15 protein-coding genes and 1 tRNA gene are annotated in these 23,454 nt (G+C 47.3%); 14 read left to right on the top strand and 2 right to left on the bottom strand.

The window, feature by feature from the left end:
• Positions 1-307 precede the first annotated feature (307 nt).
• From AC0YNT_RS14720 to phoU, 4 genes are all read left to right on the top strand, one after another.
• Positions 308-2,503, top strand: a complete 2,196-nt coding sequence (locus AC0YNT_RS14720; protein ID WP_475805269.1) for a hypothetical protein — start codon at positions 308-310, stop codon at positions 2,501-2,503.
• Positions 2,504-2,658: 155 nt separating this feature from the next.
• Positions 2,659-3,807 (top strand): methyl-accepting chemotaxis protein, encoded by a 1,149-nt coding sequence (locus AC0YNT_RS14715; protein WP_475805268.1) that lies wholly within the window; start codon positions 2,659-2,661, stop codon positions 3,805-3,807.
• 166 nt (positions 3,808-3,973) lie between these two features.
• Positions 3,974-4,747, top strand: coding sequence for a phosphate ABC transporter ATP-binding protein PstB (pstB, locus tag AC0YNT_RS14710; RefSeq protein ID WP_167279660.1), 774 nt, complete (start codon positions 3,974-3,976; stop codon positions 4,745-4,747).
• A 22-nt stretch (positions 4,748-4,769) separates the two neighbouring features.
• Positions 4,770-5,441, top strand: coding sequence for a phosphate signaling complex protein PhoU (gene phoU, locus AC0YNT_RS14705; RefSeq protein ID WP_167280050.1), 672 nt, complete (start codon positions 4,770-4,772; stop codon positions 5,439-5,441).
• 65 nt (positions 5,442-5,506) lie between these two features.
• Here phoU and AC0YNT_RS14700 read toward each other — a convergent pair whose 3' ends face one another.
• Positions 5,507-6,709, bottom strand: coding sequence for a HupE/UreJ family protein (locus AC0YNT_RS14700; RefSeq protein ID WP_475805267.1), 1,203 nt, complete (start codon positions 6,707-6,709; stop codon positions 5,507-5,509).
• 321 nt (positions 6,710-7,030) lie between these two features.
• Here AC0YNT_RS14700 and AC0YNT_RS14695 point away from each other — a divergent pair, with 321 nt between their 5' ends.
• The 6 genes from AC0YNT_RS14695 to AC0YNT_RS14670 all read left to right on the top strand — a co-directional run bounded on the left by AC0YNT_RS14695 (position 7,031) and on the right by AC0YNT_RS14670 (position 19,643).
• Complete coding sequence (locus AC0YNT_RS14695; RefSeq protein ID WP_475805266.1) at positions 7,031-13,804, top strand: S-layer homology domain-containing protein; 6,774 nt, start codon at positions 7,031-7,033, stop codon at positions 13,802-13,804.
• A 128-nt stretch (positions 13,805-13,932) separates the two neighbouring features.
• Positions 13,933-16,614, top strand: a complete 2,682-nt coding sequence (gene polA / locus AC0YNT_RS14690) for a DNA polymerase I (RefSeq protein ID WP_475805265.1) — start codon at positions 13,933-13,935, stop codon at positions 16,612-16,614.
• A 179-nt stretch (positions 16,615-16,793) separates the two neighbouring features.
• Positions 16,794-17,657: a DNA-formamidopyrimidine glycosylase gene (mutM, locus tag AC0YNT_RS14685; RefSeq protein ID WP_475805264.1), complete on the top strand. Its 864-nt coding sequence runs from the start codon at positions 16,794-16,796 to the stop codon at positions 17,655-17,657.
• Between the two features lie 99 nt (positions 17,658-17,756).
• Positions 17,757-18,458: a sporulation membrane protein YtaF gene (ytaF, locus tag AC0YNT_RS14680; protein WP_475805263.1), complete on the top strand. Its 702-nt coding sequence runs from the start codon at positions 17,757-17,759 to the stop codon at positions 18,456-18,458.
• 25 nt (positions 18,459-18,483) lie between these two features.
• Positions 18,484-19,080, top strand: a complete 597-nt coding sequence (gene coaE / locus AC0YNT_RS14675) for a dephospho-CoA kinase (RefSeq protein ID WP_475805262.1) — start codon at positions 18,484-18,486, stop codon at positions 19,078-19,080.
• Positions 19,077-19,643, top strand: a complete 567-nt coding sequence (locus tag AC0YNT_RS14670) for a lytic transglycosylase domain-containing protein (protein WP_167280052.1) — start codon at positions 19,077-19,079, stop codon at positions 19,641-19,643. Before coaE ends, AC0YNT_RS14670 begins: the two co-directional genes overlap by 4 nt.
• Before the next feature lie 82 nt (positions 19,644-19,725).
• On the opposite strand, the gene AC0YNT_RS14665 is transcribed toward AC0YNT_RS14670, so the two are convergent.
• Positions 19,726-19,938, bottom strand: coding sequence for an alpha/beta-type small acid-soluble spore protein (locus AC0YNT_RS14665; RefSeq protein WP_167279665.1), 213 nt, complete (start codon positions 19,936-19,938; stop codon positions 19,726-19,728).
• 119 nt (positions 19,939-20,057) lie between these two features.
• Between AC0YNT_RS14665 and nrdR the strand changes: the two genes are divergently transcribed.
• From nrdR to AC0YNT_RS14645, 4 genes are all read left to right on the top strand, one after another.
• Positions 20,058-20,537, top strand: coding sequence for a transcriptional regulator NrdR (gene nrdR, locus AC0YNT_RS14660; protein WP_475805261.1), 480 nt, complete (start codon positions 20,058-20,060; stop codon positions 20,535-20,537).
• Positions 20,538-20,577: 40 nt separating this feature from the next.
• On the top strand, positions 20,578-20,859 hold the full coding sequence (locus AC0YNT_RS14655; RefSeq protein WP_475805260.1) for a VOC family protein: 282 nt from the start codon (positions 20,578-20,580) through the stop codon (positions 20,857-20,859).
• A 99-nt stretch (positions 20,860-20,958) separates the two neighbouring features.
• Positions 20,959-22,701 (top strand): SGNH/GDSL hydrolase family protein, encoded by a 1,743-nt coding sequence (locus AC0YNT_RS14650; protein ID WP_475805259.1) that lies wholly within the window; start codon positions 20,959-20,961, stop codon positions 22,699-22,701.
• Between the two features lie 64 nt (positions 22,702-22,765).
• Positions 22,766-22,841 (top strand) — tRNA-Ala (locus AC0YNT_RS14645).
• The last annotated feature ends 613 nt before the right edge of the window (positions 22,842-23,454 follow it).

The following is a 23,454-nucleotide window of genomic DNA, read 5'->3' as shown; positions in this document are numbered from 1 at the left end:
GTTTTTTTTATTTGCTGTATCTATGTACTGGATGTCTTAATATTAAATATATTAAATAAGTCTAATAAAGTCGAAAATTCCTGAATTTATACGAAATTCCTCGAAAAAATGAGTCAACTAGCCTTGTTTTACTGTTTAATGGCGCAAATTTTTCGTTAAAATGTAATATTGATTATATTTAATATTTATATTAAAATGTTGGGCAAGAACTTGTACATGCCATCAAGTATACGAACGATAATCTGAAGGGTGTGGTTACCCTTCAAATGCTTAACTAACGGTACGACAGTAAAGGAGGAAGCGAAGCATGGGAGTGAATAAGCAACAGGAGCGGGCCGAGTGGACGGGATTTCAGGAATCGCGTCCCTATGGGCCAAAGTATGATCTTCGAACTGATTTTGTAATGGTGTATGGGCTGTCGAATCAGTTAGAGGAACGTATCGAAGGCTGGAGGAAAGCTGGCTACACGATTCATCTCATGACCGGTGTTTCATGGGGAGAATATCAGGATTATTTGTACGAGAAATTTGACGGCAGAAATCATTGGGATGAAGCTCAAAAGGACCGGTTCGGCAACTATATTCAGCATGGCAAGGACGTACCGTATATGGTTCCGACAGTCGCTTTCTCCGAATACTTGGCGTCTTATATCAAGAAGGCGATCGACTGTGGTGTAGAAGCGATCCATCTGGAGGAGCCGGAATTTTGGGCGCAGTCGGGTTATTCGGAGGCGTTCAAACGAGAGTGGCTGACGTATTACGGGGAGCCGTGGATAGCTCCTCACCTCTCGCCGGATGCACAATACCGGGCTTCGAAGCTTAAAGCATACTTATATTATCGGGCGCTTGATCGGCTCTGTGCGCAGATGAAAGAATATGCACTTGTTACCTATGACAGGGTGGTTCGATTCTACGTTCCTACCCACAGCTTAATTAACTACACGCAATGGCGTATCATCAGCCCAGAGGCGCTGCTCGTATCGATGCCTTCCTGCGACGGGTTTATCGCGCAGATCTGGACAGGAACGGCGAGAACGCCAAATGTATACCAAGGCGTCCGGCGGGAGCGTACCTTCGAGACGGCATTCCTGGAATATGGTGTTATGCAGGAGCTGACTCGTGGTACAGGCAGAGACATGTGGTTCCTGCATGATCCGATCGAGGATAATCCCCGTTATAGCTGGAGTGATTACCGCCATAACTATCGGGCAACGGTTGTGGCAGCCCTGCTTCATCCGGGTGTATCGAAGTTTGAAGTATGTCCTTGGCCATGGCGGGTATTCACACTTGGCTATCCAACTGAAGATGGTAAAGGAAAAGAAGTCATTCCGGCGAGCTACAAAACCGTTCTTCTTACGGTCATGAATGTGCTTCGGGATCTCCATCATCATGTGGAAGAAGAGGATGATATCTATACGAGAGGAATTGGACTACTCTTGTCCAATTCCGCTATGTTCCAACGAGGCGATGTTATACCTGAAGAGACGGAACAGTCGACTGCCGGCAAAAAAGCGGATGGGGTGACAACGTCAGATATGCTGTCCCCTGAGCAGCAGGAGCTGCTTGACTGGTCTGCGTTCTATGGACTTGCGCTGCCGCTCGTGAAGCATGGTATTCCGCTGCGTCCGGTTCAACTGGATAACGCACTGACTTTCCCGGGATACCTGGACGATTATAAAGTACTGCTTCTCAGCTATGAGTTTATGAAGCCTGAGCATGCGGGGCTGCATCAGGCCATTGCGGGATGGGTCCGAGATGGCGGTGTGCTTATCTACGTTGGCGACGGATCAGATGACTTCCATAGTGTTCGGGAGTGGTGGAACCGGGAAGGCAGCAGGCGTACCTATGAGCGTCCAGATCAGCATTTGTTCGAGACGCTGGGGTTATCGGTGGATCAAGAGAGCGGCGAGTATGCAGCAGGTGATGGGTTCGTCATTGTGCGCCGTGTTCATCCAACCGTTCTATCACGCTCGAGTGATGGTGCCGATATGGTCCGTGATAGTGTGCAGCTGGCACTGGAGCTTAGAGGCGAAGCTGAAGCGTATCGTGAAAGCGGGATGCTCCGTATTAAGCGAGGTCCTTATGTCATTGCGCAAGCGCTTGATGAGACAGAACATGAGGGGAATCGGATTGAAGGGTCTTTTATCGACCTATTCGAGCATGATCTCCCGATTCGGACTACCGTTGAATTGAAGCCAGGCAGCAATTGTTTGTTATACGATCTGAAATCGGTAGAGACTGCGACCGGCAGCAACGTTGCGAAGGTTCTTGTCAGCTCATCGCGGATCGAGGATGAGACGGTGAGTGCCAAGGAGATCACTTTCCGTTCGGAAAGCCCGTCGGATATGACGGTCAGCACACGGCTTCGTGCAGCTTCGGTTCCTTCTCAGGTAACCGCAGATGGTATCAAGGCGGAACATGTGTACGACGAAGTTTCGGGAACACTGCTTATCCGATACCCCGGCAAACCGGAAGGTGTTCTGGTGAAAGCAGCCTGGAACTAAAATTATAAACTGCAAGCAAAGTGCGTATATTGCGCTCTGCTTGCAGTTTTTTATATAATATGGAATTTTAACGCAGCGAAAACATTAATATGAACTGAAATTGATTCTTCAGCCCTAGAATTAGGTCTATAGCCTATAGAGAAAGGTGAGAGACCATGACGATTGCTGTATTAGAACGTCAAGCAAAAGAGAAACAAATCGAAAAACAAGTCGAAACGATTGAACCATCAACCCGTCTGCTTGAATTTATCCGTTCAGCGCCTGCTATTACTTCTACTCAGTCATGCAAAGAAACGATAGCCTTATTTAAACAATATCCGGACAGCGAATGCGTTGTTGTGTGTGACGAAGGAGAAAAGAAGGACAAGCCGGTAGGTCTCATGATGCGCAATCAATTTTTTATGCGGCTTAGTCAGCGGTTTGGTGTTGATCTGTATTATGAGAAGCCGATCTCGGAGCTGATGGATCCCTCTCCTCTTATCGTAGACCGTAGTCATTCACCACAACAATTAATAGACAGTGCACTTAAGCGTGAGGACAACGTTCTATATAACTGTGTCATCGTGACGAAAGATGAGCAAATGATCGGAATTTTAACGGTCTCTGACCTGCTTCGTATGTCCCGTCAGCTTCAGCAGGAAGCGATTGATGGACAGGTCAAGACGATACATAGTGTGGGTAACCGGGTGAAGGAAATTGATCAAGCTGTAAGCTCGGTAAGACAATCCGCTGTGCAGGGTAAGGAAATATCTGCGGATATGGTGGATTTGACGTTAAGCGGCAAGAATCAGCTGGACAAAGTAACCGCTGCGTTCGGCAAGCTCGCCGCTAACTCTATGCAGCAGGAGCAGCGGATGAACGACCTGCAGGCTGAAGCGGGATCCATCAGTCACGTCTCTAAGCTGATCAAAGAATTAGCTGAGCAAAGTAATCTGCTTGCGATCAATGCTTCAATTGAAGCTGCGCGTGCTGGTGAGCATGGCAGAGGTTTTGCTGTTGTAGCCGGCGAGGTGATGAAGCTGGCGAGCGAGACGAAGCGCTCCGCGGAGTCAATCACAACATTGACGAAAACAATTCTGGCGGCAATTGAGCAGACGGCTGCACTTGCGCGGGAAGGCCGGGAAGAAGCGTTCGTTAGTGAGTCTGATGTCAAGGAAGCGGGTAGTGTCTTTAGCCATTTGTTCCAGGCATCGGCGAACAGTAAGGACAGTTCGGAGCAGATTGGCCGACTGTCGGAGCAGGCTTATCAGCAGACGGTCCATGTTAATAAGGAGATCGATAACCTGCTTGGGTCTTATTTTTAACATGGAATTTACAAAACAACAATACGCTATTTACAAACGGCTAGTAGGATAGAAAGGTCAGGGATTAGCCCTGTGCCTTCTTAAACACAAATATTTCATTTTCTCTGGGATGAACTAATGATTAGGCTTCCCATTTTTCTATTTAAATAAGCGGAGGAGAACGATCATGCAAACAACCTTGCAGACGCAGACCCTAATTAACATTAATAAGTTGAATTTGTATTATGGAGCTTTTCATGCTTTGAAAGACGTATCACTCACTATCCCTGAGAAAGCAATCACAGCGTTTATCGGCCCTTCCGGCTGCGGGAAATCGACACTGCTTCGTACGCTTAACCGGATGAATGACATGATCCCGGGAACGAGAATCGAAGGAAGTATCTCTATCGGTGGTACAGAAATTTATTCCAATGATGTCGATGTGGAGACGCTTCGCAAGAAAGTTGGTATGGTGTTCCAACAGCCGAATCCTTTCCCGAAATCGATCTATGATAACGTTGCGTATGGTCCACGTCTTCATGGTATTAGCAGCAAAAAGCAGCTGGATGAGATTGTAGAGACAAGCCTAAAGGCTGCAGTACTGTGGGATGAAGTGAAAGATTATTTGAAGCGTTCGGCGCTTAGTCTCTCTGGCGGGCAGCAGCAGCGGCTTTGTATTGCGCGTGCGATTGCCGTGAATCCGGATGTTCTGCTCATGGACGAAGCAACCTCGGCGCTTGATCCGATCTCGACTTTGAAGATCGAAGAGCTTGCGCAAGAGCTGAAAGACCGTTATACGATCGTGATGGTTACGCACAACATGCATCAAGCGGCTCGTGTGTCGAATCAGACGGTCTTTTTCTTGAATGGCGAGGTTGTTGAGTTCTCGGATACAGAGAAGTTGTTCTCCAATCCAACGGATCAACGGACAGAGGACTATATTAGCGGACGCTTCGGCTAAGACAAGGGGGACAATGATGATGATGACTACAAGAAAAGAGTTTGACCATGGACTTGAACAGCTTCATAATTTGCTCGTTGAGATGGGGACATTCGTCGAAGAGGCACTTGTTGATTCGATGAAAGCACTGAGTGGTACGGATGTAGAGAAAGCAAGAGCAATTATTAATAATGACCAGCATTTGAATCATCTGGAGGATCAAATTACTGATCTTGGTTCTAAGCTGATTGCTACCCAACAGCCGGTTGCTAAAGATCTTCGCAGGATTTTAGCTGCGTTCAAGATTGCATCGGACCTCGAAAGAATGGGCGACCTGTGCGTCAATATCGCAAAGTTCGTCGTACGTCTGGAGGGGCAGGCATTAATTAAACCCTTGATTGATTTGCCGCGTATGGCGGAGATCGTACAAACGATGACTTATGAGTCGATCCAGGCTTTCGTCCAAGAAAATGTTGATTTGGCTTATAAACTGGCTGTCGAGGATGATCAGGTGGATGCCTTGTGTGCCCAGATCTCACGCGAGCTTCTGTCGCTTATGATGGAGAATCCACGCAACATTACGCAGGCGACTGTCCTGAACTTAGTTGCCCGTAACATCGAGCGAATTGGTGACCATGCCACAAACATCGGCGAGAGTGTTGTATACCTCGTTACGAATAAACGCCCGGATTTGAATACTCAGCACAATATCTAAGATGTGTGATGAAAAAGAAGCCTGTTACCCGAGCTGCTCGGATAACAGGCTTCTTTCTTTTTTACCTACAGTAATCGCTCGTACAGCCAGTAGGCACCTGCTGCAGCGATGAGGATGGAAGCAGCCTGGACGGTCCGGAAGTAGCCTTTGTATTTCTGTGCATACCGGATGACTGGGACTGCCAGAGCGACGAGACAGAGCTGAACGACTTCGATGCCAATGTTGAAGCTGGCTAGATCGACAGCGACAAAGCGCTTTGGAATATCCATGCCGAGCAGAATGTCCGCGAAGCCCATCCCATGAATCAGGCCAAAGGCAAAGGTGACAAGCCAGCGGAAACGAACTTTTTTGAAGAAGATATTCTCAATTGCGACATACACGATGCTGAAGGCAATGATGGATTCGATAAAGGTTGAAGGGAAATGCAGGATATCTAGATAGGTCAGTGTCAGTGTGATGCTGTGTGCGATTGTGAAGGCTGTAATTGTTGCTGCATATTGCTTGAAGGTTTGTCTGCCCAGCAGAAGGGCGAGCAGGAACAATAAGTGGTCATAGCCGCCGAGAATATGATGCATGCCAAGCTTGAAGAAAGAAAACCAAGCCGAGTCTTCAAAGCTGGTTTTGTGCTTATTTTCAGAAGGGCTGTTTGTTGCGGGTGTATCTTGCCCTGCTGCTGGAACTGTTGTGTTTGTTGCTGCTGTCTGACCAGTCTGGCCTTGCTCGAGCTGCGGCTCGGTATGGATCATTGTAAAATTCCGATCATTGCCGGTAAGAATCGCTTGGCTGACATCGGAGCCGCTGTTCGCAACGAGCAGATTGGCATAATTCGTATTGTTATCGTTGTAATATAGGCCGTCATTCAGATTGACAGTAGCTCCATAGGGAACTGCCGGATAGACGAAATGGATGGTTACATAAGTCATGCTGTTTTTTTGACTGAACTCAATGCCTGTCATTTCGCCGGCTTGTTGCTGCTGATCAACCTCCCAAGCCGTTGAATCCTCTATAAAATGGGCAATTGTCTCTTCGTTAGTTGTTAACTCCTCTTGGTCAAGCTTGCCATCACCGTTCGTATCCACATCAACTTTCTCTAGAACAGATAGCTCATCAATGGAGAAGTCGAGTTTGGTTTGCTCCTGTTCGAATGTAATTTCCGTGTAACTTGCGCTAAGTGGATGGGCGTCAGCAGTCTTTGGCAAGGTTATGATCGGTATGGTCATGATCAAAAGCAACATGATTAGTTGCTTACTTCGTGAAAATTTGTTCAATATATTAACCCCCGAAAGAAGAAATGTTTAATAAAATTATAAATCTGTCGGAAATAACATGTCAATTAAATTAACTTCATACTAAAAAACATTTACATAAACTTAACATATAGACAGGCATTTGTTTACAAAACAAAGGTGGTCTGGTTATATTTAATAATACTACATCAAATTTTAACTTATAGTTTACAAAATGGTGTTACATTTAAGTGTGATTCGACAAAAAGTGCGGGCAGGTGATTTGGGGGAAGGTAATTTTATGGTTTTGGCAAGATAAATGGTAGTAAATTTTGAACATATGTTCAAATGGGAGAGTGACATATGCTTATTTCTTTATCGAGAAACAAGAAGAAATGGACAAGCATGCTGCTGATCGCATCATTATCGGCCGGATTATTGTCTAGTGTCGGTGTTCCAAGCGTGCAGGGTGCTGCGGCTGCTGGGATTGCGGATCATGTAGTGATTAGTCAGGTTTATGGCGGCGGGGGGAATAGCGGGGCGCTTTATACCTCCGATTTTATTGAATTGTACAACCCCACAAAAACTGATGTTTCTTTAGATGGATGGTCGGTACAATATACTAGTTCATCAGGTTCTTTTACTAATGCAGTGACTTCAATGACGCCTTTAACGGGTACGATTAAGGCGTTTGGCTATTATCTTATTCAAGAATCAAATGGTGCGAATAATATTAAGGATTTGCCCGTCCCTGATGTAGCTGGTGGTAAATTCACTATGTCTGCTTCCGCGGGGAAGGTTGCGTTGGTTAATTCTACAACCCCTATCGATGGTACTGCAGGGGATACTTCGGGGCTTTCGGTGAAGGGTTTAATTGATTTTGTAGGTTATAATGCAACCCAGTTTGAAACAGCAAAAACGGCAGCCCTCAGCAACTCCACAGCGGCAATTCGTAAAGCCTCCAGCACAGATAGTACTGGAACAACAGGTATGGGCGCAGGCTATGACAGCAATGATAACTCGGCCGATTTCATTGTTACTGCTCCAAATCCAAGAAACTCTGCATCCCCTCTCGAAGTTCCGCCAACGGAAGGTGGCAGTGAACTGCCGGCAAGCTCGAAGGCAGCAGGTAAGGAGATTAAGCTGTTATCCGGAACATTAACAGGTTACTCCGGTGCGGCTGCACCTAGTTCGAGGGTTAATGTCTACACAGCAGACACTCATACGCTGATTACCTCAACCACCTCTGACACCAACGGTGCTTTTGAAGCTACGGTAGGAGCGGCAGCTTCCGTTATAATTACAGTACAAGAGACAGGGAAGACGGAAAGTGTTGATCTTACTATTAATGAAGCAGTTAAAGCACCAGTCGTAACCGTTAACGGTTACGTTGTTGACGGCTCGAATGTCGGAACGGTGGCCGGAACAGCCGGGGCTGCAGGTGCGATTATATCCGTCTATTCCGATGAAACTCTAACTACGAAGTTGTCGACTAGCGGTGGTGCTCAGACAGTAACCGCAGGCAGCGACAAAGCTTTCAGTTTTACTCTTAACGATGCGCCTGCTGCGGTCTATGTGACCCAACAGATCAATTCTTCGAGCGGCAGAGGACTCGAGAGTGATGCGGTTAAGGCCGAAAGCCTTGATTCTTCAGGCACTACGCCAATCAGCACGCTTCGTCAGGCTGATGCTAATGGCTCACCTGTCTATAAAGACCAGATCTTTACAATTGAAGGCGTGGCTACAGCAACTAATAATATTCTTGGTGCAAACACGTATTACGTGCAGGATAGTACCGGTGGTGTGAATGTATACGGAGGTACTACTTCCGGACTGACGATTGCACAAGGTGACCGCCTTCGCTTAACGGGGTCTCTTATTTTCTATAACGGATTAACGGAGTTCCAGCCTTCTGCAGTAGAGAAATTAGGGGAAGGTGCCGTCTTGCCTGATCCAATTCAGACAACCGCAGCAAGCCTGACCGCCTATAATACAGCCGAACCTCTCGAAGGCAAGTTGGTTTCTCTAACGGCTACCGTAACGGCCCAAGCCGCTTCCGGCGCCCATTATAACATGACTGTACAGGATCCAAACGATACGACCAAGACGATCACGGTACGTGTGATTTCTACGACTGGAATTGATGTTTCGTCGTCGTTGCAAGTAGGAAAAACCTATGTCATCACTGGTCTTGTCGGGCAATATGACAGCAGCAGTCCGTACACGACTGGTTACCAATTGTTCCCGCGTGCAACAGCGGATATCATTCCTACGCTGTCGATCACACATACGCCTATCCAACAAACATATACCAATGTTGATGTTAATGTTGAAGCAAGCGTGGATGGTGCGACTTCGGTAAGCTTGTATTACCGAAAGGCGGGTGTGAGCGAATATACCAAGGCAGCCATGACATTGTCTGGGACAAATACGTACTCAGCTACAATCTCCAAAGATGCGATTGGGACTTCAAACTTCGAGTATTATATTGAAGCTACATCTGCAGTTGCCTCCAAAACATCAGGTTCAGCGGCGTCCCCATACACTGTAACGCTGATTACGGATGCAGTTGGCCCTGAATATACTGGCGCTGTACCGGAACAGGATTACCGGGTAGAGAACTATCGTCCTTCTATTGCTATCGAGCTCGACGATCTGAGTGGTGTAGATCTTAGTTCGATCGCTCTGAAGCTTGATGAATCCGATGTTACGGCTTCGATTACGAAGACACCAGCCTCGGTTACGAATCAGCATGTGAAGGTGACTTATCTTCCGTCGACTGATCTTGCGCTTGGTACGCATCAATTAAAAGTAACGTCAAAAGACTCCGTTGGTAACGATAGCACATTTGAGTGGTCGTTTATTGTAAGTGAGCCATTCACAGGCGGCAATCATTACCGCGGTACAACGCATAACCATACGAACATTTCGCATGACGGTACCGGTTCACCGGAAGATGCTCTGATGGCTGCGGAGAAATACAACTACGACTGGTTTGCTTTCTCTGATCATTCCCATGACATCGATGCTCCTGCTTCGGGTACTTTTACCGATACAGTGAAAAACGAAGGCGGCATGGAGGAGAGAACAGGCGGCGCGGATTGGCAGCTGACGAAAACTCTTTCCAAGGAGTATACGAAAAACGATGAGTTTGTCGTATTCCCTGCATTCGAGATGACCTCAACAACTTGGGGGCATTCCAATGTTTTTGGTACGGAGAACTTTATAGACCGTAAGGAAAATGGCGGCATCTACAATACCGATGTGAATCAGTATTATGCCTGGGTACTGACACATGACGAAGCAGTAGCCCAATTCAACCACCCGAACGATCCGAAAGGCTCCTTCAATAATATGAAGCCAAATGTGGAGGCAGAGAAGTTGTTTACCATGTTTGAGGTCGGTAACGGTTCTGGTCACTACTCGTACGCGAATGCCGAACAAACGTATTTCGGCGCTTTGGATCTTGGCTGGAAGGTTGCTCCAACTTACGGAGAAGACAATCATGACGGTACATGGGGCCAAACGATGAAACGTACAGTGATTGTGTCTGAGGATCTGTCACCGGAGTCGCTTTTGGATTCGATGCGTAAGAGACGGGTATACATGACGGAAGATCCGAATCTAACGTTGGATTTTATGGCTAACGGTATTTATATGGGTGGAGTAGCGGAAGGTTCCAAGCTGAACTTCAGCGTACATGGCAGCGACAACGTTACGGAAAACCGTTCCATGACCGAATATGATTATTTGCCAGCTAACTATGTTTCCAATGACAATGTGGCGAAGGTTGAACTGATCTCAAATGGCGGCAAGGTGATCGATTCCTATGTGCCAAGCGAGAGTGCTAAGTCCTTCACTTGGGAACCAACCGTTGACGTAACGGGTGGCCAGCAATGGTACATGATCCGAATGACGCAAGTAGATGGCGAACGTGCTTATTCGGCGCCAATTTGGTCGCAGGATACAGAAGTGGATGTGAAAATATCCGCTGCCGAAGTTGTAGGAAATGCACTGATTCAAGGTACTGAAGCGACACTTAAAGCGGATATCAGCAATACCGGTACAAGTGCGCTTTCGAATCTGACAGTGAAATTCTATTATGACAACCAAGATGAAGCGCATCTGATTGGCACAAGTACAATTGATTCGATGGCAAGCAACACGATTTCCTCCGTCTCTGTGAAATGGGCGGATCCGGTTGTAGGCGATCATAAGCTTATTGCGGTGGTGTCTCCTGTTGAAGGAGATAATCCTGCTGATAATGTGTACACCATCGATGTAACGGTGAAAGCACCGCTTGGCATTACCGTGATGATTGACGCCAGTCATAAGAATGAGAATACATCTGGCGATCCAAACAGTACGTACAAAAATAAGCTAGGCTTGTTCAAACAAATGCTTGCACAAGAAGGCTATACGGTAGTGGAGAACACCTCTGCCCTTACGGCTGAAGTATTAGCAGGAGTTAAAGTGCTGATGGTGACGAACGCTGGCGTGGACTTCACGGGTGATGAGAATGCAACGGTCAAAGCATTCGTGGATGGCGGCGGCTCTCTCTTCATGTTAGGCAAAAGCAACTTCAGTTTTGATCCAACGCTGAATAATGATTTGCTTGCGTCCGTAGGTTCTACGATTCAAATCTCAAATGATGGCATCTATGATGATTCCGCAACAGGCAACTACTGGTCAACACCTGCTACAGCCAAGCATGCGGTCAAGATGTTCCCGAACATCGTTGACAATGGCATCATGGATGGTGTGAGCTGGCTGGAGTATTACAGCGGATCAAGCTTGTTCAAGCTTGGCGGCGGACCGCTCACTAACAGCAGCTCGGTATCGATTCTGGCTGGCGGTAATGAAACCACCTATCAGACGACTGTAAAAGCGCCAACCTACACGTATGATACGGTGTCCGATACAACAGGCGGTTCCACAATTCCGGCTATGGCCTCTGAGGTGCTGCCGAATAACAGCCGAATCATAGTCACTGGTATGAACGTGGTTAATGATTTGGAATGGGATAATACGTATGGCGATTATGGTAACAATGATTTTGGCCTGAACGCAATTAACTGGTTGGCTGGCCGCGGCATGACCGTATCGAATATTGGTGCTGCACGCGCATTGCCAGACGGAACGGATGTTGTTATCCAGGGTGTTGTCACGACAGGAGCGGGTGTATTCTATGATGCCTTCTATGTACAGGATGCGACAGGCGGGGTCATGGCGTTCCATGATGTGCCGGAAGGTGCGCTGAAAGTTGGCGACATCGTGCGTGTCCATGGTGAAACACAAACCTTTGAGAATAACAAAGAACTTGTTTACGAAGCCTTCGCTAAGGATGTCGTTGTTGTTGGACATGAGGCAGCAGCAAGTCCGAAGATTATGGCCACTGGTGATGCAGACTTGCCATCAAATCAAGGCTTGCTTGTTAAAGTAAAAGGTACAGTAACAAAGAAATACGATGAAAACTCTTATATGATCAATGATGGCAGCGGCGAGATGCTGGTGTTCACAGACGGTTATATTGTGAATCAGTCGGGTCCAGTTCCTCAAGCGGCGATTGGTGATGAGCTTGAAGCTATTGGATTACTCGGAGGCTTCTCGGAAGGTTACCGGATTCGTGTACGTGATACGAAGGAGCTAAGTGTCAAAGCAATCGAACATTCGCAGGATGTTACTTTGAAAGAGTTGTCGGTCTTTGATAATACGTACGAAGTGTACAAGTCGCCTGTTGTCACTCCTGGAGTTAAGGACTACACAGTAACAGTGGAAAGCGACACAAAGCAATTACTGATGTACGCCGTTCCGACGGATGCAGATGCTGAAGTAACGATTAGCGGGGGAGTACAGGACCCGGAAGAACCAATTAAAGCGATGTTCAACATTCCGGATAAGACAACAGTCTTCACGATTGTTATCACATCACCAGACGGTACAACTACCGAGACGTATATGTTAACCGTTACGAAAAAGAATGCACCGGTTGTCACGCCGCCGACAAGCGGAGGCACAACAGTACCTTTAAGCCCGCTTGAGGAAGCTTTGAAAAATGCATCTTCTCCTACCATTATGGTTAAGGTATCTGGTTCAGGCATTAGCATCAGTGCGGCAGAGCTGGCTAAATTCCTAGCTCAGAACAAAGTGGACACGATTATCTTTGATTCACAAGCGGGCTCGTATATTTTGAAACCGGGCCAGTATGACTGGAGCAAGCTTGTCACAATGTTTGGGCTCTCGCTAACGGATTTGCAGTTGAAGCTTGAAGTGGCTGTTGATCAAGCAGCATCGGATTCTGCGGAAAAAGCAGGCTTCGACGTACTGGGTTCGGCTAGCTTTATGCTAAAAGCAGTTAAGAAAGATGGGCAAGAGATTGTCTTGAACGATCTTGGTCACTATATCAAACGGACCGTTAAGCTTGGCAGTCAGCCAAACACAGGGCATGTAGCTGTTGTTCGTATCGATAAGGATGCGAAAGGCAATACCGTCTATACACCTGTACCGTTTACGGTTAGTGGCTCAGAGGTTTCTATCATGAGCCGTACGGATGGAACATTCCTGATCGTACAGACAGATAAGTCATTTACTGATACGGCAGCCCATTGGGCGAAAAAAGAGATTGATGCATTGTCTAATCTGTTGATCGTTGACGGAGTAGGTAGTGGCAGCTTTGATCCGAATCGTTCCATTACACGAGCTGAGTTTACAGCCCTGGTTGTTCGTCTGTTCGGCCTTGCGACTCCGTCAACAACTAGCGGAAGTACGTTCGATGATGTTCAATCTGGTGACTGGTTCGCATCTGTAGTTGCAACAGCTACAGAAGCCGGATTAATTAACGGTTACGCGGATGGCGAATTCAGACCAGACCAAACGATTACTCGTGAGGAAATGGCTGTAATCTTATCGCGTGGTCTAGCGTTCGCAGGCTATGCCAATGATGCAGATAAAGCTGGTGACTTTGCCGACCAAGGAGATATTCCAGCATGGGCAGCAGAAGCAATCAGCCAGCTTGCAGGCTTTGGAGTTGTAAATGGCAAACCGGGCAATGAATTTGATCCGGAAGGCGATGCAACTCGTGCAGAAAGTGTAGTTATGCTGTACAGATTGCTTTCAATTCTGACGTTCACAAAGTAACATCCAGTCATTCGAGATTACCGCTGGGACATTGTCCCGGCGGTTTTCTATTTACCCCGCCTGCAGCAAGGAGTTTGCTTCATAAATATGGTATGATAGAGGGTAGAAATGTTTAGTGAGGTGTCTGAATGGACAAGTGGATATTAATTGACGGCAATAGTATCGCGAACCGTGCATTTTACGCGATGCCGCCGCTTACGAACTCAGCAGGTTTACATACGAATGCGGTATTTGGATTTACAACGATGCTGCTTAGATTACTTGAAGAAGAGAAACCAACCCATGTGCTTGTTGCCTTCGATGCGGGTAAAGTCGTGTTCCGCCATGAAGGCTATACGGAATACAAAGGCGGCCGTGCGAAAACGCCGTCGGAGCTGTCTGAGCAGTTCCCGGTTATGAAGGATTTGCTTCGAGCATTTGGGATCTCACAATTCGAGCTGTCCGGTTATGAAGCCGATGATATTATTGGGACTTTGACGCGTATGGCAGATGAGCAAAACGTGCAGACGCTAGTTGTTACCGGTGATAAAGATATGCTGCAGCTTGCTTCGGATAATGTAACGATTGCGATTACCCGTAAAGGGATTAGTGAAGTGGAGCTGTTCTCCCCAGCAGGAATTGATGAGAAATACGGCCTGAAGCCGATGCAAATTATCGACCTTAAGGGTCTAATGGGCGATGCATCCGATAACATCCCGGGAATTCCAGGAGTTGGGGAGAAGACAGCGCTCAAGATGCTGCATGAACACGGTTCCGTTGAAGAGGTTTTGGCAAACACAGACAGCCTGAAAGGCAAGATGAAAGAAAAAGTCGAGACGCATAAAGAAGATGCGATTATGAGCAAAAAGCTTGCGACCATCTTCCGTGAAGTACCGCTTGAGCATGGCGCCGATGATATTCGTTATGACGGTTATGAGCCTGCCGTGCTTGCAGAAGCATTCCGGAAGCTTGAGTTCAAGTCGCTGATCGAGCGGCTGGATCTCGGCGGTGAAGGAGCACACAGCGGTGAAGCAGCAGCTCCTGCTGTTGAACTGAATGTGATTGTCATCGAGTCGGATAATGATCAGGAAGCGTTGCAGAAGCTGCTTGAAGCCTTGAACGTGGAAGGTGCCGAGCATGGCCTGTACGTAGAAGCAATTGGGGAAAATCCTCATCATGCGGATGTATTGGGTCTTGCTGCAGCAGTATCAGAAGATACGGTCTATGTCGTACCAACAGCTGCGCTTAAGCAGCCTTTCACCGAAGAACTACGTGCTTATCTGGCTGATGCGGACAAGCCGAAGTTTGGCTTTGATACGCATAAGATCGAGCTGGCGCTTGGCTGGAATGGGATCGAATGGAAGGGTGCAGCGTTTGACGTGCAGCTTGCCGCTTATTTGCTTGATCCAACGGATACGAATCTATCGCTTAACGCACTTTGTGATCGTTATACTCAGTCTTCTGTGCCGCTTGATGAAGCGGTGTACGGCAAAGGCGCCAAGTTCAAAGTGCCTGATAATGAGGCGTTATATCGCCACCTGGCTGCTAAGGCAGACGCGGTTCGCAAGCTGACCGTGCTGATGCGTGCGGATCTTGAGAAGAGTGGCATGAACAAGCTGTATTATGAGCTTGAACAGCCTTTATCTGTCGTGCTCGCCGGTATGGAGAGACAAGGGATTGAGGTAGAAAAGGCAGAGTTGGAACGTCTAGGCAGTGAACTTGAAAGTAAGCTGACATTAGCTGTGAGTGAAATTCACCGTTTGGCTGGTATGGAGTTCAATATTGGATCTCCTAAGCAACTTGGCGAGGTTTTGTTTGAAAAGCTGGGACTTCCCGTTCAGAAGAAGACGAAGACCGGCTACTCTACAGATGCGGAAGTACTGGAAAAACTGGCGCCTTATCATGAGATCGTGCCGCTTATCTTACATTTCCGTACGCTGTCGAAGCTGCAATCGACCTATATTGAAGGTCTCCTGAAAGAGGTTCGTCAAGAGACAGGCAAAATCCATACGTATTACCGTCAGACGATCGCGGCAACAGGCCGTCTTAGCAGCCAATTCCCGAATCTGCAGAACATTCCAATCCGTCTTGAAGAAGGCCGACAGATCCGCAAGGCATTCGTGCCGTCCGAGCCTGGCTGGTACATTCTTGCGGCGGACTATTCGCAGATCGAACTGCGTGTGCTTGCTCATATTTCAGGCGATGAACGGCTGAAGGAAGCTTTTATCAACGACATGGATATCCATACGAAGACGGCGATGGACGTATTTGGCGTGACGGCTGATCAAGTTGATTCGAATATGCGCCGTTCGGCGAAAGCTGTTAACTTCGGTATCGTATACGGAATCAGTGATTTTGGCTTATCGCAGAACTTGAACATTACGCGGAAGGAAGCGTCGAAATTCATTGAGCAATATTTCGAAGTGTTCCAAGGCGTGCGCAAATATATGGACGATATCGTTATGCAAGCCCGTCGTGATGGTTATGTGACCACTCTGCTAGAGCGCCGCCGTTATTTGCCGGAGATTAAAGCTTCGAACTTCAACCTTCGCTCCTTCGCGGAGCGGACCGCAATGAATACGCCGATCCAGGGCACAGCGGCAGACATTATCAAGCTGGCGATGGTGCGGATGGATGAGACACTTCGCGAACGTGGGCTGAAGAGCCGCATGCTTCTGCAAGTACATGACGAACTTGTCTTCGAAGTTCCTGAAGATGAGCTTGAGCTCATGAAGGAGCTTGTACCTAGCGTAATGGCCGGAGCACTTGAGCTTGATGTTCCGCTGAAGGCGGACGTGAACTACGGTATGAACTGGTATGAGGCGAAGTAAGGCTGGACTCAAGCTGACGTGGGATTGACAAAAGTATCCCGCCTAAGCGAAGTTTCGCCTGAATGATGCGAGGTTTATCCCTGCAATAGCGAAAGTTTCGCTAAGCCGTGGGATTGACAAAAGTATCCCACGCCGAACCTTTGATTAATCAGGTATAATGGTTGTTGAGGTGAATAGAGATGCCTGAATTGCCAGAGGTAGAAACCGTAAGAAGAACGTTAATTGAACTTGTTGCCGGTAAAAAGATTACATCGGTGACGGTTAAGCTTCCCCGCATCATACAACGACCGGCTGAGCCAGAGGCGTTTGCTGCTGCGCTTGAAGGTCGCACGATTCAGACCGTTGAGCGGCGAGGAAAGTTTTTGCGAATTATATTAGATGATCTCGTGCTTGTCTCCCATCTGCGGATGGAAGGACGTTACGGCGTTTTCCCTAGCGATGAGCCGGTAGAGCTTCATACACATGTCCTGTTTCATTTTGAAGATGGAACGGACTTAAGATATAAGGATGTACGTCAGTTTGGCACGATGCATTTGTTTGAGCCAGGCACGGAATTTGAACTGAAGCCGCTCAATAAGCTTGGACTGGAGCCGCTTGATAATGAAGCTTTTACAGTGGATGCATTAAGAGGCTTACTTGGTAAAAAAACCGGACTGATCAAGCCGCTGCTGCTGAATCAGGAATATGTGGTAGGGCTTGGCAATATTTATGTGGATGAGGCATTGTTCCTCGCAGGTATCCATCCAGAGCGTACGGCTGATTCCTTGAAGAAGGCAGAATGGGATCTTCTTCATGAAGCGATCATTTCGACGCTGGCGAAAGCAGTTGCTGCAGGCGGCTCTTCGGTGAAATCATACGTGAACGGGCAAGGGGAAATGGGCATGTTCCAGCACCAATTGCTTGTGTATGGCAGGAAGAACGAGCCTTGCACCAAGTGCGGCCGCTTGCTTGATAAAACGGTCGTAGGCGGCAGAGGAACGCATACTTGCGCGAGCTGTCAGCCATTGCCGAAGGTCCGCAAAAAGGACGTTCGGCAGGATTAATGCACCGTAGCGGATTCCCCGCATATGCTGTTGTTGTTACGAACAATAGGCGGATGTCTAGATGATTGAGACATCTGATATGCGGGGGAGGGCTGCGGGTTGTTCGCGCATTTTGCTTCTTTGCTGGTGCTTGCTTTTGCTGTCAGTGTGGACGGCTTCGGAGTAGGCGTGACATACGGATTGCGGCGAATACGAATTCCGCTCTTATCGATTGTCATCATTGCGATTTGCTCTGGCATGGTTATTTTTCTGTCGATGCTCGTTGGTTCATGGATTACGGGATATTTATCCCCTTTTGTCGCTAAGTTAATTGGATCTGTGGTTCTTGTTGCCATCGGGACCTGGGCACTCTTACAGCTTAGACGGAGCGGCAAGGAAGCCGGAGCTGGTGACGGTGAGGCGGATGCCGAGCAGGAATCAGGAACTGAGCCATCGACCTTGGTTGATCGTTCGCATCCGGTGCTTGTTGTCATTGTTGAATTGAAGCGCCTAGGATTGGTTATACAAATATTGCGGACTCCACAGGCTGCCGATGTTGATAAGTCGGGGACGATTTCTGCGACTGAAGCGCTAATGCTTGGTGTTGCCTTGTCATTTGATGCTTTTGGTGCAGGTATCGGGGCTGCGATGGTTGGATTGTCACCTTTATTAACTCCTATTATGATTGCCGTGGCGAGCGCCTTGTTTCTTCTTGGCGGTATACGGTTTGGCTTCCGGTTCTCGAACTGGAAAGGAATGCAGGCGGTTTCGGTGCTTCCGGGTATTTTATTGATTGTGATTGGGATATTAAAGCTGTTATAGGATGATTAGAACGGGGTGAAAGCTAATGAAGATCGGTTTAACCGGCGGAATCGCTACCGGCAAGAGCACCGTTGCTGCCATGTTGGTAGAACGGGGCGCATTGCTGGTCGATGCCGATCAGGTTGCGAGAGAGGTTGTTATGCCCGGCGAACCGGCTTTAGAGGCGGTCGCCTCTACATTCGGACAAGCTGTTATACATACAGACGGAACGCTCAATAGGAAAGCGCTTGGAGAGATCGTGTTCAACAATCGCGATCGGCTCATGCAGCTTGAGAGTATTCTGCACCCTGCGATACGAAATCGCATGCAGCAGCGGATCAGGCAATATGAAGAACAAGACCCGAGGCAGCTTGTTGTAGCGGACATCCCTTTATTATATGAGACAGGCCAGGAAGAGTTATATGAAGGTATTATGGTTGTCTATGTTCCGCAGCAGCTTCAGCTTACACGGCTGATGGAGCGGAACGGTTTGGTACAGGAAGAAGCACTACGCCGTATTGGACTTCAAATGGATATTGAGCAGAAGAGAAGCCGTGCGGACTGGGTGATTGATAATAGTAGTTCACTTGAAGAAACTAAACGTCAGGTGGACGAGTTTTGGAAAAGTCAGGATTTGCCATGAGATGGTTAATTCGAAAAAGAGTGCTGCTTCTTCTGCTCATCGGCCTCATTGGTGTGTTATTCCTGAATTCTAATTGGCTTGCCCGTATGATGTATCCAATCGAGTTCAAGGAAGACATACGTGCTAGCGCATCTAATTATGGTGTTGATCCACATCTTATTGCGGCGATTATTCGAACAGAAACCAATTATTCGACCGGACAAGTTTCGAAAAAAGGGGCACTAGGCCTCATGCAGATTATGCCTGATACAGCGGACTGGATTTTCCAGAAGGCGGATTTCAAGAATGTAACAGAAGATATGCTGCAGAATCGACCGGATGTCAGTATCGAAGTTGGAGCATGGTATTTGCAGTCCTTGCATAAGCAATTTGATCAGAATACGGTAGCTGTCATTGCAGCCTATAATGCGGGTCCTGGTAACGTGAGAAAATGGCTTGATTCCGGAAAATGGGACGGGAAACTGGATACAGCGGATCAAATTCCATATGGAGAAACTCGCCACTATGTACAACGTGTTATTTATTATTATAATAAGTACAAAGATCTTTATCCGATTCTCTGACGTAGACAAGAAGAAGCCTTGGCCGTCCGCCGCTTCAGGACGGAACAGCCAAAGCATCTGTTATACATGACTGATGAAATGATTATTGACGACCTGCAAGAGATTGTTCGGCAATTTGCACCAAACGGCGAGTAATGTTACCCCCGATGTAGCCTGCGTCTTTTGTAAGCAGGTTGCCGTAATAACCGTCTTGCGACAACGTAATACCCAGCTCTTGAGCGACCTCATATTTCATTTGGTCTAGTGCTGCAGTAGCTTGCGGTACCAGTAGTGTGCTGCTGTTGTTCGAGCTCATTGATGTTCACCTCCTTGCGGTTGGTAAATGTATTATGTGCGGAATTCGCAACTTCATTCAGGTAACGATTGGTAAATTTTTTATAACCACAAAAATAGGATTCGGAAGGAGTGAAATTGATGAAATGCCCTTATTGCGATTACGCGGGTACAAAAGTACTCGATTCAAGGCCAGCCAATGAGAATAAATCCATTCGCAGACGTCGTGAATGTGAGAAATGCAGCAGAAGGTTCACGACCTTTGAGATGATTGAAGAAACCCCGCTTATCGTCATTAAGAAAGGCGGCAGCCGGGAAGAATTCAGCCGTGATAAAATTCTTCGCGGCCTCATTCGTGCTTGCGAGAAGCGTCCGGTATCTGTTGAACGTCTTGAGGTTATCGTCTCGGAAGTGGAGAAGGAGCTTCGCACGACTGCTCTTGCAGAAGTTGAGAGCCGTGATATTGGCGAGATTGTGATGAGCCAGCTATATCCGGTTGATGAAGTAGCTTATGTGCGGTTCGCATCCGTATACAGACAGTTCAAGGATATCGATATGTTCATGAAAGAGCTGAACAGTCTGTTGTCCAAGCATCCGATTAACAATCCAGGCGGCTTGTAGCTGCATGAGATAGCCCTTCCCTTAAGCGGGAGGGCTATTTTTGCCTCAATATCTTGTGTTAACCGTAGCGAGTATCGAGAAGGAGACGGGCAAAGAATTCGATCCGAAGGCAAGGAAGCCTCAGGCTGGTTCGGCTGATTTCTGTTTAATTACAAAGACTTCGATGGAGGAGGTGCTCCGGCACCTGGCATCTTGTGATGTGCAGGTGGAGGAAGGACCAGTTGCCCGGACTGGAGCTGTCGGTAAGATTGTATCTGTGTATGTACGCGACCCGGATCAGAATCTGGTCGAGATATCAAATTATAGGGTGAAAATCACTTAATTTTTTATATAAAGCCTTTAATTTCTAACATGCGGCAGGACCGGATCGTTCTATATAATCAATGGAGATACGTCATATAGGAAAAGGTGATATCTTCAGATGGATAATAAAACGATAGAAGTGAAGGCTGATGATCATAAAGGTCCAACGGCTCCTAAAGATCCGACCCGGAAGCGAAGCGGATTTTTTATTATGTTCGAATCCATTATTGAAGCAAGTACCCGCCCAGACGGTAAGTTCTCGCAAGAGATTTATCTGGAAGGACGGCTGAGTGACAAAGCGAATTTCACAGGTGGGGTTGAGGACGAGGAAATACTCGCACACCTGGCGAGCTGCAACGGGTTCCGCAAGCTGGTACATAGTATCGGAATTTCTGTGAAGGCGCATGACGAGCGAGAAGGCACGGAGATCTACTTTAGCCTCGAAAACTGGGGGAAGACAAACAAATACGAGTCAGGAACCAGGATCAGAATTCCTTGTGTGGCAGATGGTTCGGAAACTTTATTGATCCTGGATGAGTATGAGTGGTCATCGGATGATGATGTACCTGGAAAATTTACTTTTGAATTTGAGCAGGCAGGTGCGCTTGCGACGGCGAGCATTATTTTGTACCTGAATGATGGGTTTGAAGTTCCGGAGATTACGCCAGAACCACCTGTCGAGTTCGGGTCTGAAGCTTATCGCGGGATGATTGCTAAGTCATTAGTTAGCAAAGGCAATAATTATAGACTGAAAACAGCAATTGAAAAAGCGAAAAGAGGCGAGGATGTAACGATCGCTTACATCGGGGGCTCCATTACGCAAGGTGCAGGAGCCAAGCCGATTCATAACACCAGCTATGCTTATCAAGCTTATGAGCGATTTAAGCAGCTGTTCGGCCGTCCTGATGCTGACCATATACATTTGATCAAAGCAGGGGTTGGAGGAACGCCTTCCGAGCTTGGCATTGTTCGTTATGACAGGGATGTTCTTCGAGATGGTACGGTGGAGCCGGATATCGTAATTATCGAATTTGCCGTGAATGATGCAGGGGACGAAACCAAAGGGAACTGTTATGAGAGTCTAGTACTGAAGGCATTAAATGCAGCAAATGCTCCAGCCGTTATTCTGTTGTTCAGCGTGTTCCAGAATGACTGGAATCTTCAAGATCGGCTATCGCCTGTAGGCTGGCATTATGAGTTGCCCATGGTCAGTGTGAAAGATGCGGTTGTGGAGCAGTTCCGATTATCAAAGGCTGAGGGAAATATCATTTCGAAAAGGCAGTTCTTCTATGATATCTACCATCCGACGAATGCGGGTCATACCGTGATGGCGGATTGTCTTGGTCACTTGTTTGAAAAGACGGATTATTCTGAAGCCGATGGCGCAGATATTATGATTAATAAGCTGCCGGTTATCGGGAATGATTTTGTGGAGATACGTTTGTTGGATAGGAGTAATTTCGAAGGCATTGCTGTGATTGAAGCCGGGAGCTTTATTGAAACGGATACTGATCTTCATTTGGTGGAGTTGGATTTCGATTCATTCGGAACACCGCAGTTTCCTTTCAACTGGATGCATACGGCTGAATTTGGTGATGGAAGCTTTAAGCTGACCATTCACAGCAAGCGGCTTATTCTGGTGTTCAAGGATTCTGGCAGTCAGGACTTTGGAAGTGCGGAAATTTTGGTTGACGGGCAGCATGTGAAAGCCGCAGATCCTCATATCATCAACTGGACTCATTGTAATGCGGTTATTTTGTATAGCGAACAAGAATCCAAGGAGCATACAGTTGAGATTAAGATGCTCTCCGGCCAAGAAGATAAGAGGTTTACAATCCTCGGATTTGGATATGTAAAGTAAGGTTGATAGAGTCTAGTAAAAAGATTGACAGTTTGGAAATGACTGTGCTATCATTTTCTAGTCCGGGGCCATAGCTCAGCTGGGAGAGCGCTTGCATGGCATGCAAGAGGTCAGGGGTTCGATCCCCCTTGGCTCCACCAAACAATAAATTCAACCACTTCATTCGAAGTGGTTTTTTTATTGTTTGGTGGAGCCCAAAGGGGGCGAACCCGGGTTCAGTCCGCGCGGACGTAATGTAGTGAAAAGTCTTCGAAGGAATACTTCTAATGGAGGAGCACGGCGTCTGAATCTACCGCTAAAAGTCCTCGTCGAATAAGCTTCGTCAGTCTATACAATAAAAGATTCAGACATCCCATGATGAGGAGACGAGCTAAGCGAGGTCGGATCCCCCTTGGCTCCACCAAACAATAAATATAAACCACTTCATCCGAAGTGGTTTTTTATTGTTGGTGGAGCCCTAAGGGGGCGAACCCGGGTTCAGTCCGCGCGGACGTAATGATGTGAGTATACTTCGGAGAAACCTCTACTAATGCAGGAGCACGGCGTCTGAATCTACCGCTAAAAGTCCTCTTCGAGTAAGCTTCGTCAGCCATTCAAATAAAAGATTTGGACATCCCATGATGAGGAGAGGAGCCAAGCGAAGTCGGATCCCCTTGGCTCCACCAAACAATAAATATAAACCACTTCATCCGAAGTGGTTTTTTTATTGTTTGGTGGAGCCCTAAGGGGGCAGACCTCGCGAGGCATCGAAAT

The organism is Paenibacillus sp. J22R56 (assembly GCF_056269375.1).
Note: the sequence above shows the minus strand (reverse complement) of the source record. Positions and strands in the feature narration are given on the sequence as shown.

What these genes read in the sequence shown, in the direction of transcription:
- AC0YNT_RS14720 (WP_475805269.1), top strand. Translation starts at nt 308, where the DNA reads ATGGGAGTGAATAAGCAACAGGAGCGGGCCGAGTGGACGGGATTTCAG.
- AC0YNT_RS14715 (WP_475805268.1), top strand. Translation starts at nt 2,659, where the DNA reads ATGACGATTGCTGTATTAGAACGTCAAGCAAAAGAGAAACAAATCGAA.
- pstB (WP_167279660.1), top strand. Translation starts at nt 3,974, where the DNA reads ATGCAAACAACCTTGCAGACGCAGACCCTAATTAACATTAATAAGTTG.
- phoU (WP_167280050.1), top strand. Translation starts at nt 4,770, where the DNA reads ATGACTACAAGAAAAGAGTTTGACCATGGACTTGAACAGCTTCATAAT.
- AC0YNT_RS14695 (WP_475805266.1), top strand. Translation starts at nt 7,031, where the DNA reads ATGCTTATTTCTTTATCGAGAAACAAGAAGAAATGGACAAGCATGCTG.
- polA (WP_475805265.1), top strand. Translation starts at nt 13,933, where the DNA reads ATGGACAAGTGGATATTAATTGACGGCAATAGTATCGCGAACCGTGCA.
- mutM (WP_475805264.1), top strand. Translation starts at nt 16,794, where the DNA reads ATGCCTGAATTGCCAGAGGTAGAAACCGTAAGAAGAACGTTAATTGAA.
- coaE (WP_475805262.1), top strand. Translation starts at nt 18,484, where the DNA reads ATGAAGATCGGTTTAACCGGCGGAATCGCTACCGGCAAGAGCACCGTT.
- AC0YNT_RS14670 (WP_167280052.1), top strand. Translation starts at nt 19,077, where the DNA reads ATGAGATGGTTAATTCGAAAAAGAGTGCTGCTTCTTCTGCTCATCGGC.
- AC0YNT_RS14665 (WP_167279665.1), bottom strand. Translation starts at nt 19,938, where the DNA reads ATGAGCTCGAACAACAGCAGCACACTACTGGTACCGCAAGCTACTGCA.
- nrdR (WP_475805261.1), top strand. Translation starts at nt 20,058, where the DNA reads ATGAAATGCCCTTATTGCGATTACGCGGGTACAAAAGTACTCGATTCA.
- AC0YNT_RS14650 (WP_475805259.1), top strand. Translation starts at nt 20,959, where the DNA reads ATGGATAATAAAACGATAGAAGTGAAGGCTGATGATCATAAAGGTCCA.